Source organism: Acidovorax soli, assembly GCF_900107605.1.
In the GTDB taxonomy this organism is placed as follows: Bacteria; Pseudomonadota; Gammaproteobacteria; order Burkholderiales; family Burkholderiaceae_C; genus Acidovorax; species Acidovorax soli.
Window position 1 is genome coordinate 184,896 of the sequence record NZ_FNQJ01000001.1, and the last position, 12,601, is coordinate 197,496.

The following is a 12,601-nucleotide window of genomic DNA, read 5'->3' on the forward strand; positions in this document are numbered from 1 at the left end:
TGACCAATACCGCTCGACATCGCCAAAGCTAAACAACCATGATCATCACACCTAAAACCGCACTCATCACTGGCGTTACCGGCCAAGACGGCTCCTATCTCGCCGAGTTCTTACTCGAAAAAGGCTACACCGTCCACGGCATCAAGCGCCGCGCATCCAGCTTCAATACCGATCGGGTTGACCACATCTACCAGGACCCGCATGTTGAAAACGCCCGCTTCAAGCTGCACTACGGCGACCTGAGCGACACCAGCAACCTGGTGCGCATCATCCAGCAAACCCAGCCCGACGAAATCTACAACCTGGGCGCGCAAAGCCATGTGGCCGTGAGCTTTGAAAGCCCCGAATACACGGCGGATGTAGACGGCATGGGCACCCTGCGCATCCTCGAAGCCATCCGCATCCTGGGGCTGGAGAAGAAAACCCGCTTCTACCAGGCCAGTACCTCCGAGCTGTATGGCCTGGTGCAGGAAACCCCGCAAAAGGAAACCACGCCCTTCTACCCGCGCAGCCCCTACGCCGTGGCCAAGCTCTACGCCTACTGGATCACCGTGAACTACCGCGAGGCCTACGGCATGTATGCCTGCAACGGCATCCTGTTCAACCACGAAAGCCCGCGCCGGGGCGAAACCTTTGTCACCCGCAAGATCACCCGCGGCCTGGCCAACATTAGCCAGGGCCTGGAAGACTGCCTGTACATGGGCAACATCGACGCCCTGCGCGACTGGGGCCACGCCAAAGACTATGTGCGCATGCAGTGGCTGATGCTGCAGCAAGACCAGCCCGAAGACTTTGTGATTGCCACCGGCGTGCAATACAGCGTGCGCCAGTTCATCGAATGGACCGCCGCCGAGCTGGGCATGCCACTGCGCTGGGAAGGGCAGGGCGTGAACGAAGTGGGCTACTGGAACGGCAAGCCCATCGTGAAGATCGACCCCCGCTACTTTCGCCCCGCCGAAGTCGAAACCCTGCTGGGCGACCCCACCAATGCCAAGCAAAAACTGGGCTGGGTACCCGAAATTACCGTGCAGCAAATGTGCCGCGAGATGGTGGCGCACGATTTGGCGCAAGCTAAACAGCATGCGTTCCTTAAGCAGAACGGCCACGAAGTACTCCTTAACAAGGCTGACTAACGTGACAAAACCCCGCATCCTGCTCACAGGCGGCCGCGGTATGGTGGGCCAGAATATTCTGGAGCATCGGCGCGCGGGCAACTGGGACTTCATCGCGCCCACCAGCACAGAGCTTGACCTGACGGATTTCAGCGCCACTCGCCGCTTCATGGCCGAGGTGCGCCCTGACGCAGTCATTCACTCGGCTGGCAGAGTGGGCGGCATCCAGGCCAACATCGCCCATCCCGTGGATTTTTTGGTGACCAACGTGGACCTGGGCCGGAATGTGATCCTGGCCGCGCGTGAAGCGGGTGTCGGCAAACTGCTCAATCTGGCGAGCTCGTGCATGTACCCGCGCAATGCTCCCAATCCGCTGGGCGAGGCGCTGGTGCTGCAGGGTGAGCTCGAACCCACCAATGAGGGTTATGCGCTGGCCAAGATTTTTGCCACGCGTCTTTGCGAATACATCAACCGCGAAACCCCTAGCGTGCATTACAAAACACTGATTCCATGCAATCTGTATGGACGGCACGACAAATTCTCTCCAGAGCATTCGCACTTGATCCCCGCCATCATCCACAAGGTGCACCAAGCCAAGACCCAGAATCTGTCAGAGGTTGAAATTTGGGGCGATGGAACGGCGCGCCGCGAATTCATGTATGCGGGCGACCTGGCCGACGCTGTACTGCGTGCCTTGGATGATTTCGACCATCTGCCAGAGTTGATCAACATTGGCTTGGGCCATGACTACAGCATCAACGAGTACTACGCCGCCGCTGCGCAAGTCATTGGCTGGCAAGGGCAGTTTGTACACGACACCACCAAGCCCGTCGGCATGAAACAAAAACTGGTTGACATCGGCAGGCAGCGCGCCTGGGGATGGATGCCCGCCACCGCCCTGCGCGAGGGCCTTGAAAAAGCATACCGATATTACCTTCAGGACAATAACGCATGAGCTACAAATACCCCCTCGCAACCGCCACCTGGGACCAAGCTGAATATGACGCGCTCCAGCGCGTCATCACTTCAGGTATGTTCACGATGGGTCCGAACGTGTTTGAATTTGAAAAGCAGTTTGCCAGTTACCTGGGCGCCAAACACTGCGTGATGGTGAACTCGGGTTCCTCGGCCAATTTGCTGATGGTGGCCGCACTGTTCTATTCCAAAAATCCTGATCTGGCGCTCAAACCCGGCGACGAAGTCATCGTGCCCGCCGTTTCCTGGAGCACTACCTACTACCCGCTCCATCAGTACGGGCTCAAAATCAAGTTCGTCGACATCGACCTGCAAACGCTCAACTTCGATCTGGACGCGCTCGAAAAAGCCGTGACCGACAAGACCCGCCTCATCATGGCGGTGAACCTGCTTGGCAACCCGAACGACTTTGACCGCATCAAGTCCATCATCGGCAGCCGCAAGATCACGCTGATCGAGGACAACTGCGAGTCGCTCGGTGCCCAGTTCAAAGGCAAGCAGGCCGGCACGTTTGGCGTGATGGGCAGCTACAGCTCGTTTTTCTCGCATCACATCTCGACGATGGAAGGCGGCCTCATTAGCACCGATGACGAGGAGCTCCATCACATCCTGCTGTCGCTGCGCGCGCACGGCTGGACCCGCAACCTACCCAAGTTCAACCGTGTCTGCGGCGAGAAAAGCGATGACCCTTTCAAGGAGTCCTTCCGTTTTGTGCTGCCCGGCTACAACGTCAGACCGCTCGAAATGTCAGGTGCTCTCGGCATCGAGCAGGTTAAGAAGCTGCCTTCGTTGGTGGTTGAACGCCGTAAAAACGCGGCCATGTTGCAATCAGTCATGCAGGATCATCCGACGGTTTTGATCCAGAAAGAGATCGGCGAAAGCAGCTGGTTTGGCTTCAGCCTGGTGATCCGACCCGGCGTGGACCTGACGCGCGAGGCCCTGGTTGGCAAGCTCAACACGCTCGGCTTTGAAGTGCGTCCGATTGTGGCTGGTAACTTTGCAAAAAACGAAGTCGTCAAGTATTTCAATTCAGAAGTCTCGGGCGAGCTTAGCAACGCCGAGCATATTGACAGTAACGGACTGTTTGTCGGCAACCACCACTATTCCATTGCGGACGCGGTCAAGCAGCTGAAAAGCATTTAAGGCAATGCTGATTAAGTCCGTCCACGCAGCGGAAGGCGCAAACATTTTTAACCGATGAAGCAACAGATCTTGGTCATAGCCGCCGATCAAGTCGCAGAATACCAGCAGCATCGCGAGCCCACGCGGCGAGATGAGTTTCTGGCGACGATGAATTCGATCATGCCTGGACTGAGCTGTGTTTTGTGGTGGAGCCCTACTGGCCCAAGAGGGGAAACGGTCGCTTACGCCTGGGTTTTGATCGTGAAATAAGGAACAAATCGCATGCACATCACCATTCAGGAGTTGGCCCAAGCCGTGATGAAAACGGTGGGCTTTGGCGGTGAGATTGTTTTCGGCAAATGCCAGCCCAATGGCACGCCATGCAAACTGCTGGAGTGAGCCGCCTGGCGGTATTGGGCTGGCGTGCCCGTACATCGCTGCAAGATGGGGTTCGAAAAACTACGACTCTGCGCCCTTTTGCTAGTAGCCTGCGCAGCCTGAACTCAATTAAAAAAATTGGCTGTCACGAATGACACTTACCTCTAGCATTTTCGCGTATTGGTCAACTCGAACGAGAAGATCCCGCGCTTCGTCTGTTGCGTCAGGGCGCCCTCCATGGTGGGTGCCGACGTTGATCCTTGCGTGTTTCGGGGGATTGCTGCAACTTTCGTTGTCCAAACTCAATCCCGATTGGCTGTCCTACCAACGCATCTACGAATCTGGTGGGGCTTGGCTGAGTGAACAAGGCCGAGATCCGGCTTTTTTGACGCTAAACGCCTTCCTGGCGAGTGTTCTCGGGGCTAACAGTTACGAAACCTACCGTGTTTTATTAGCTCTTTACTTCATGGTCTTCATGGCTTTGCTGTCTGCAGGACGGATCTTCAAGATAAACCCAGCAGGTGGTGGATACGTGTCGTTGCTGCTGTCGCTGGTGTATTTAGGCTTCACGCGGTTCACCATCCAGATTCGCGAAGGTATTGCTATCTCGATAGTCATTTTTGTGCTGGCTCTTTTCGCGAAACACTCGTGCAGCCAAAAACTGGGCATGCCTTGGGCCGTTCGCAAGGGAAATGTCCGGCGGGCGTTGCAGACTAGTTGGGCGTGGATCCTTTTAATTTTGGCCGGCATGACACATGCGTCGATGCTGTTTGTGTTGCTGATTGCGTTGGCTGCCTGCTGGGCTACGGCGCGAGGAAAGGTACGAAGCAGGCGTTTAGGACCGATCCATGTGCGGCCATGGCGCATGCGTTTGCTTTGGGTGTTAGCGTTTTTCCTCGCGGGTGCAGCAGTCATGCAGCTTTACCTTGGGGCTTCGCTGATGAGTGTCGCGGCGGAGTCCGTCGGAGACCGATTCGTTAATGTAAAAGCCTTGACTGCGGTGCAGCTGGGTTTTTGGTGCCTCTATGGTGGAGCATGCTGGCTTGTATATCGAGAAGTCCGCGTTGGCGTAGCGCAAAGGCAGGTCACCGGCATGTTTGCCACATTCTTGCGTGTTCTCAGCGGCCCGGCGGTGATGGCGACCTACGCCTCCATAGTGTTGGCCTTGCTGTTAGCAGTGACTCCGCTGTTCATTGTTAGCTACGTTCGCTTGCTGCACATGTTTCTTGCGCTCGCGCTGTTATGTTTGGCAGTCATCGGACGCCGTGGTTTGTCAATGCAGGTTATCGGAGTGTTTCTAATAGCGGATCAGGTTCGCTCAATTGTCGATTCGATATAGATTAACTATGGCGTGAATTTTTTGGCTCCACCATAAACCCATGAATCGAATTACCTATTTGTACACTGCGCGGAGCTGGGCGATTTTGCTTGTTGTACTCGGCTACGCCATTCAGTACACGGTGCCGAATTTCGACGAGCACCTTACCTTAATAAGCGCCTTGGCTTTGACCTGATTGATGTCTATTCATCCTTTATTTTGCAAGCTGTTCTATGAACGCTGACATCAAGGCGCCGATCTTTGGCCTCGATCACCCGACGCCCCGCATAGGCGCGCCGTGGCTTAGCGTGCTGATACCTGCTTATGAGTTCCCGCTGGGCGTGCTGCGCATTCTGGATCGGCTGCAGGCTGGTGGCTGCGAAGGCGTGGAATGCCTGATTGGGGACGACTCGCGCACGGACGCCGTAGAGCAGGCCGTGCGGTTACACGCTTTATTTGCCAGCGGGGCGGTGCATTACCGGCGCAATCGCCCGCCGTTAGGCGCGGTAGCTAACTGGAATGATCTGCTCGTTCGGGCGCAGGGGGACTATGTGCTCCTGATGCATCACGACGAATGCCCTGAGCATGACGATTTTTTTGAGAGCCTGTTGCGGGCTTTGCAGCGTCACGAACATCCCGACGTGCTGTTACTGGAATGCATGTTGCCCACACTGGCAGGGCGTCGGTTGCGGCATCATGTTCCGCCGCTGCTGCGTCGGGTTCTGATGGCCTGGAGTCCCGATCATCTGCTTCGCCACAATACCTTGGGTGCACCCAGTGTCGTGGTTGTGCGCCGATCGCATTGCCAGGCGTTCAATCCTTCGCTGAAATGGCTGGTGGACGTGGAGTGGATGGTCCGGCTGTTGCGCGCATCGGGGACCCGAGTCGCATTTGCTGTTGGCTTGGCAGTGGTGTCGTTGCCGAATGCAGAAACCTCCATAACCGCAAGCCTCGAGGGTCAGATTCCTGCACTGCGGGAGATGGAAGCTCGTCAGATCCGTGCACAGTGGGGCCCGGCTCCCGTGTTTGCGCTGCTGGTGCCCGCTACCCGTGCCCAGCGCCTTCTGAAAAGCGTCGAGAACTTGGTATGGCTGGCACTGCGTGCATTGACCCGGTCCGCTGGCTGGGTTTGGGGGCGACCGCTGCCTCTATGGCTGCGAGGAGGTCGCTAAATGCCGCGGCTGTTGCAACAGGCTACGCTCCATCTCGGTGCCCGTTTGGGCTCCGTCGGCCTGTCGTTCCTGCTGTTCGCATGGATTGGGCGCGTGTTACCCGCACCAGACGCCGCACGAGCGTATTTCTTCAGTTTTGCGCTGGGCTTTGGCCTCGCGACGGCTCGTATGTGCCTGCAATTGGGGGCTGGGGTGGACGGGCTGGCACGAGGTGCTCAGCGCAACCGTGAGGCCCAACGTGGTCTGCAGATTCAGCGTCGTATGCTGCCACTGTTGGCTATTGGTATCGGTGCCGTGACTTGGATTCACACCGGGCAAGTGTTGCTGGTGCTGGCTGCGATGGTGGTGACGGTTCTGGCGGCCCCTGACCTTGATCTGTTGAGAAGTATCGTGGGCCGGGCGTCGTTGTTTTCGCTGACTTTTGCGCTGGGCAGCCTGTTGGCGCTTGCAATGCTTCAATGGGTTTTGCCGCACACGCTGACGGGCGTGGTGCTGGCATTACTGATTCAGTGGCTGCCGGTTTGCGTGGTCAACATATTCGCTGTGAAGCGCGTTTTCTGGAGGTCGCGTGGTTCCGCGCCAAGTCTCGGTATGGTCGTCGGGATTTTGGCACTTGCCGGTTTCGACGGTTTGGTGCTCAACGCGCCATTTCTGGGCTGGTTGCAACTGTCTGCAAACACCTCACTGGACTTGGCTCTGGTAATGCGTGTCTTTGTGGCCTCTTTGCCATTACTGCCGCTGTTGTTGCACTGGACAAATTCCCCGGCATTCAGTCAGTTATGCATGCGCTGGCACCTGCAGCCCAAAACTGGATTTGTTTTAGGCCTGCTGGCCAGTGGTTTGGCGGCCGGTGGTGTATTTCTCGGGGTCTATATCGGAATTGCACGCCAACCTGTTAGGGGCGATGTGGTTCTTCTTTTTGCACTGCTACTGGTGGCTTACAGTCTTTATGCATCGCAGATGCGATTCGCCAGCATCCGGCTGGGGGCTCTGCAACGTCTTCGCATCCTGATTCCGGTCGCGCTGGTTTATCTGGGGGCTTTGGGTGCCCTGGTCACTTGGGGTTCGCAGCGGGCCTTGGGTCTCGTGGTGCTTCAGGCGCTGACATTGGCTGGAACCGGCTGGTTGCTGGCGAGCGCAGCGGAATTCAACGGCAGAGCGATCTGCGAGACATCTTCATGATCATCACAAACATCATCGGCGGTCTGGGCAACCAAATGTTTCAGTACGCTTCCGGACGCAGTCTGAGCCTGCGCACCGGTCGGTCATTGCGGCTGGCTACAGACCAGTTTGAGGCCTACACGCTACACAATGGCTTCGAGCTGCAACGGGTGTTCCACATCGAGGCACCGTTGGCTACCGAGGCTGAGGTGCGACAGTTGCTCGGGTGGCAGGCGTCACCTGCTTTGCGTCGGTTGTTCGGTCGACCGGCCATGCGCTGGCTTACGGGCAATCGCTGGGGTAACGAGCCGCATTTCCAGTTTTGGCCCGGATTAGCTGCGTTGCAGGGTCCGCGGTACCTGCACGGCTACTGGCATACCGAGCGCTACTTTCAGGAATACGCTGACCAGATACGAGCAGACTTTGCATTTCGTATGGAGTGGGATGCGCAGGACGAGGCCGTTCGGCAGCGTATGCGTGCGCAGCCCAGTGCCAGCCTTCACGTGCGTCGTGGTGACTACACGCATGCAAAGAATCAAGGCGTTTACGCATTGTGCGGTCTTGACTACTACCGTGAGGCGATACGCCTGCTGCGCGAGCGCGTACCGGGCGTGCGGTTGTTCGCCTTCTCGGACGACCCCGACTGGGTGGACGCGCATCTGGGTACCGAGTTCGGCCCCATTGAGACCGTGCGCCACAACTCGGGCAACCGTAGCGTACACGATATGCGGCTGATGTCTCAGGCCGATCATCACATTATTGCCAACAGCAGCTTCAGCTGGTGGGGTGCCTGGTTGAACCCCGCGCCGGACAAGATCGTGGTGGCGCCACGCCACTGGTTTCTGAATGGCACTGACGATCGAGATCTGATTCCCACTTCATGGATACGAGTATGAATTTACGAAGAAATACTCTTCACAACGCCCGTGCGGGTCAGGGGCAACTGATAAAAAGAAGCAGGATGGACGAAATTACAGATACTGATTGCTTAAATCCATGAAAACGAAGATCGCCACCCTTATGGCCGTTTACCGCGGCGACAACCCCGTGGCACTGGTTGCCGCGCTTGAATCGGTACAGGGCCAGCAGTTTGTTGACAACGTTGAGTCGCGGCTTTACGTTGCTATCGATGGACCAGTGCCTGCTGCCATCAACACTGTACTGGCAGAGCACGAAAAAAACATCTACCGCGTCGTCCGGCTGGAACGCAATGGTGGCCTAGCAGCTGCTCTGAATGTGCTGATTAAAGAATTGAGTGACGAAGAGTTTGTATTTCGAATGGATGCGGACGATCGTTCGTACCTCGGGCGCTACCAAGCTCAGTTGACCTATTTCAGGCAGCACCCTGACATTGATATCTTGGGCACTGACATTATTGAGTTAAACACGGAGAGTGGTGTCCGGCGCCACGTTAGCTTCTGTCGTGGGCCCGATGACGCGTTGGCCCGGTTGTGTCGGGGTGTACCGGTGGCTCATCCTACGGTATGTTTTCGTCGTCATGTCCTTGACCGCGTTGGTGGCTATCCACAGGCAGGTTCTAACGAAGACATCGCGCTTTGGTTTCGCTGCGCGAAGGAAGGGTTCAGGTTCGCCAACGTACATCAGCCGCTGCTCGAGTTCACAGTGGGACCCAATTTTTGGAGCCGACGTAGTGTCGATAAAGCTTATGGTGAGTTGCGCATTTACACCAAAGGTATTTGGGTTTTGCATGGTATGACGTTTAAATACGTATACCCGCTTCTTAGATTCATGCTCAGATTGGCACCGCACTGGCTATCCCGCCTTATTTACAATTCATCTTTAAGGCGTTCAACACGAGTGGGCTGACTTATCTTATTGTGCCGCGTGCCGCGTGCCGCGTGCCGCGTGCCGCGGATCCGCCTGCACCATGCCCAAGCTCTGACGCAACGGTTGCCCAAACAGGCACTTGATGCTCAGGCAACACTGGATAGCCGCATCCGAGAACGTCTTGTTGCGACCTCGCTTGCCGTTTGGCGCCGCCAGTCATTGCATGTCTTTGTCCAGCCAGATCGACAGCGATCCTCGTGGCTTCAACGCCGCGTTGTACTGCGCCCATTTCTTCGTGTGGTACTTCGTCCGCATCTTCTTTCTTGCGTCATCCGCTCAGTCTACCCGTTTGACGCATGGGACTTGTGCAACAAAGCCCACGGCATCCACAAACAGTCGGTTGTTTTTGGCAGTGACTCCCGGTTGTCCGGCCTGGCCTGGTAGCAGATTCTCAATCTGTGCCCATTGGGAGTCACTGAGAACGTATATGGACGCCCTGAATAAGCCAAGCCCTCACTCACTGAAGTCAAGACGGTAAAGATTGCACCCGTATATCCGGACACGTCCGATGCTGAAAAAGTGCTCTTACATGTTGCGCGCATGGAGAAGCATCAGGCTTCGACATGTATATTGGCTCCGGTGAATTGCGTCTGCTTTGCAAGCGTTTGCAGGTCCGTATCCGAGAGGCAGCGTTGTGGATCTCGCAGGATGAAGCCTTGTGCGTCGTCAAAGCGCACTTGCGGCCAACAAGAAGCTGGCTGCTGGTTTCGCTGCATGATGGTTGCGAGTTCTTTCTCCAGATACCGCTTCATGGCCATGCCGCGCAGTTCGGGCTTGAAGACTTTGCCCACGTTGGTGGTGGGCAGTGCGGGCAGGATTTCAACGTATTTGGGGCGCGCGGGCGGCTCGTCCACGTGGCGTGCCGCAAAGTCGCGCAGGGATTCGGCATCCGCTGTCTGACCTTCTTTGAGCGTGACGAAGGCCACCGGCACTTCCCCTGCATACCGGTCTGGCGCACCCACCGCGGCGCAGGCCTTTACGGCGGGGTGTCTCTCCAGGGCTTGTTCTATCACTTGCGGGTCAATGTTGTGGCCGCTGCGAATGATCAGATCTTTCGAGCGTCCTTGCAGCTTGAGTAGGCCATCGGGAGTCAGAGAACCCAGGTCGCCTGAGATGAGCCAGCCGTCGTCGGTGAAATAGCGCTTTCTCTCGATCTGACCCAGGTAGCCTGCAAACAGATTGGGCGACTTGAACAGCACCATACCGGTCTCGCCGGCCACTGCTTCGTCTGGCGTGAGGTTGCCGTTGGCATCCATCTTGCCGATGCGGATGCGGGCATGCGGCGTCCTGAAACCAACATGGCCAACGCTGGCATGCACGCCGGGCGGAGTGATGGTGGAGATGCCGGTCATCTCGGTCATGCCCAGGCTTTCGTGCACATGGAAACCCGTACGCTCCTTGAAGCGTCGTGCCGTTTCCTGGCTGAGCGGCGCGGCGCCCGTGCGGAAGTAGCGGATGGAGGAGATATCTGCTCCACCCAGGTCGATGTCCGAGAGCGCGGACAGCACCGTGGGTACGGCGGACATGATGGTCGGCGTATGGCGGTCCGCGAGCCGCCAGAAATTGGCAATAACGTCCTTGTTGCGGAACAGTTCCTTGGTCGGGATGATGACCTCGGCGCCCGCGGAGAAGCAGGCCAGCGAACCAGGCAACACCCCGGCCACGTGAAACAGCGGGTAGCCGTTGATGGTGCGGTCGCTTGGGGTCAGGCCCTGCATCTGCACGCTGGCCCAGGCGGTATAGACCTGGGCCCCATGCGTCTGCGCCGCCAACTTGGGCGAGCCAGTGGTGCCGCCCGTATGGAAGTAGGCTGCGACATCGCTCGGTTGGATCTTGCGCCCCGAGAGCAGTCGGTCCGCAGGCTGGCGGGCAATGAGCTCGGAGAAGCTTTGCACGGACGCGCGGATGCCAGTGGCATCGGGCACGGTGCCCGTGTGGCTCACGTACAGAACATGTTCGATGCCGGTGGCGAGCTGCGCCACCTTGCCCCAGATGCTGGCATCGTCCCGGTCTGCCCAGGCAACAAGGACCTTGGCGCCGGTGGCGTTCAGCAGTGACGAGATTTTCTCTACCGTGAGCAAAGGATTGATCGGCTGTACGATGGCTGCGGCCTCGCCGCCCCACAGTGCAAAATGGTATTCAGGGCAGCCCGGCAACATGATGCCGACGGTGTCCTGCCTGCCCAGCCCCAGGCTATGCAACGCATTGGCGGTTTGGTTGATCTTGCCCAGCAGTTGCGCGTAGGTGTAGCGCTCGATGTCGGCGTCGTCATCGGCGGTCTTGAGGAAGGTCAGGGCCACCCCTGCGCCATGGCTGCGGGCTGAGGCCTCGAACAACGCATGGGTGGATTGGGGCTGGATCAGCGCATCCAACGGCGTTTGCTCGATGGCCTCGATGTCCGCGAGACAGCGTATGGCGCGTATGGGATAGAACATGGTGTCTCCAGGGTGCCGCGATCAGGATAGGAACAGTCCGGTTCCCCGCGCGAAGGCAGCGCGGCAATCACGCACCATGCGGTCTATCAGCTCCTGGCAGGTGGGAACGTCATCGATGAGCCCCACGCACTGGCCGGTAGCGATCACGGCGTCGTCTATGTTGCCCGACTGCAGCGCCGCCTTGCCGCGCTGTCCGGTGACGAGGTGGCGCAGGTCTTCGAATTGACAACCTCCCGCACGGCGCTCCATGTCCACAACCTCTTGTGTCACGCTGCTTTGCAGTGCGCGGGAGGTGTTGTTCAGGCTGCGCAGCACCAGTTGCGTATCGGTTTCCTTGGCGTTGACCAGGGCTTGCTTCAAGTCATCGTGGACCGGAGCTTCCATGGTGGCCAAAAAGCGCGTGCCCATGTTGACGCCCTCGGCGCCCAGCGCCAGTGCCGCCGCCATGCCGGCACCCGTGGCGATGCCACCAGAGGCGACGACGGGTATGTCGAGGACCTTGACCGCGGCGGGAATCAACACCAGGCCCGGAACATCGTCTTCGCCCGGATGGCCCGCGCACTCGAATCCGTCGATCGAGACGGCATCCACCCCGATCTTCTGAGCCGAAAGCGCATGCCGCACCGAAGTGCATTTGTGGATCACCTTGACGCCGCCCTGGTGCAGCCGACCCATGTATTCCCTGGGGTTGTTGCCCGCGGTCTCCACGATGCGGATACCGCTTTCGATGATGACGTCGATGAATTCGTCATAGGGCGGCTTGTTCTGCGCGGGCAGGAATGTCAGGTTCACCGCGAACGGGGCACTGGTGAGCGCCTGTGTTTTCTGGATTTCCTTGCGCAGGTCTTCGGGCGAAGGCTGCGTCAACGCGGTGAGCACACCGAGTCCGCCGGCGTTGGAGACAGCGGCCACCAGCGGGCTGAGGGCTACCCACTGCATGCCACCCTGAATGATGGGATAGCGGATTCCGAGCAGCTCTGTGATACGTGTTTTCATGATGCGTCTGGTGTTTTTCCCATTGCGAAGACGCGGCTTGCCTTCAGCCGCGTCTGGGTGGGCTGATCCGTTTGGATGCTGGGA

Annotated in this window: 10 protein-coding genes and 2 pseudogenes; 8 read left to right on the top strand and 4 right to left on the bottom strand. The window is 58.0% G+C overall.

The features are described 5' to 3' along the window. The first annotated feature begins 38 nt into the window (after window positions 1–38). From gmd to BLW02_RS00955, 8 genes are all read left to right on the top strand, one after another. Window positions 39–1,133 (top strand): GDP-mannose 4,6-dehydratase, encoded by a 1,095-nt coding sequence (gene gmd / locus BLW02_RS00915; RefSeq protein WP_092696593.1) that lies wholly within the window; start codon window positions 39–41, stop codon window positions 1,131–1,133. Next, window positions 1,081–2,067 carry a GDP-L-fucose synthase family protein gene (locus BLW02_RS00920; RefSeq protein WP_092696594.1) on the top strand — a complete coding sequence of 329 codons (987 nt, stop codon included), beginning with the start codon at window positions 1,081–1,083 and terminating at the stop codon, window positions 2,065–2,067. The genes gmd and BLW02_RS00920 overlap by 53 nt, the downstream gene beginning before the upstream one ends. Next, window positions 2,064–3,230, top strand: coding sequence for a DegT/DnrJ/EryC1/StrS family aminotransferase (locus tag BLW02_RS00925; RefSeq protein ID WP_092696595.1), 1,167 nt, complete (start codon window positions 2,064–2,066; stop codon window positions 3,228–3,230). Before BLW02_RS00920 ends, BLW02_RS00925 begins: the two co-directional genes overlap by 4 nt. A 649-nt stretch (window positions 3,231–3,879) precedes the next feature. After that, a complete protein-coding gene (locus tag BLW02_RS00935; RefSeq protein WP_139285313.1) occupies window positions 3,880–4,926 on the top strand; it encodes an EpsG family protein in 1,047 nt (348 codons plus the stop codon). Between the two features lie 212 nt (window positions 4,927–5,138). Beyond that, a complete protein-coding gene (locus BLW02_RS00940) occupies window positions 5,139–6,077 on the top strand; it encodes a glycosyltransferase family 2 protein (protein ID WP_092696598.1) in 939 nt (312 codons plus the stop codon). Next, on the top strand, window positions 6,078–7,259 hold the full coding sequence (locus tag BLW02_RS00945) for a hypothetical protein (protein ID WP_092696599.1): 1,182 nt from the start codon (window positions 6,078–6,080) through the stop codon (window positions 7,257–7,259). Further along, window positions 7,256–8,134 (top strand): alpha-1,2-fucosyltransferase, encoded by an 879-nt coding sequence (locus tag BLW02_RS00950; RefSeq protein ID WP_092696600.1) that lies wholly within the window; start codon window positions 7,256–7,258, stop codon window positions 8,132–8,134. The genes BLW02_RS00945 and BLW02_RS00950 overlap by 4 nt, the downstream gene beginning before the upstream one ends. Before the next feature lie 100 nt (window positions 8,135–8,234). Beyond that, window positions 8,235–9,065, top strand: coding sequence for a glycosyltransferase (locus BLW02_RS00955; protein WP_092696601.1), 831 nt, complete (start codon window positions 8,235–8,237; stop codon window positions 9,063–9,065). Between the two features lie 51 nt (window positions 9,066–9,116). On the opposite strand, the pseudogene BLW02_RS00960 reads toward BLW02_RS00955, so the two are convergent. The 4 genes and pseudogenes from BLW02_RS00960 to BLW02_RS00970 form a co-directional block, all read right to left on the bottom strand. After that, window positions 9,117–9,341: pseudogene (locus tag BLW02_RS00960) on the bottom strand (transposase); the annotation flags it as partial. 63 nt (window positions 9,342–9,404) lie between these two features. Beyond that, a pseudogene (locus tag BLW02_RS20130) lies at window positions 9,405–9,515 on the bottom strand (transposase); the annotation flags it as partial. Between the two features lie 122 nt (window positions 9,516–9,637). Continuing rightward, a complete protein-coding gene (locus BLW02_RS00965) occupies window positions 9,638–11,521 on the bottom strand; it encodes an acyl-CoA synthetase (RefSeq protein WP_092696602.1) in 1,884 nt (627 codons plus the stop codon). 21 nt (window positions 11,522–11,542) lie between these two features. After that, window positions 11,543–12,517 carry an NAD(P)H-dependent flavin oxidoreductase gene (locus BLW02_RS00970; RefSeq protein WP_092696603.1) on the bottom strand — a complete coding sequence of 325 codons (975 nt, stop codon included), beginning with the start codon at window positions 12,515–12,517 and terminating at the stop codon, window positions 11,543–11,545. Window positions 12,518–12,601 lie beyond the last annotated feature (84 nt).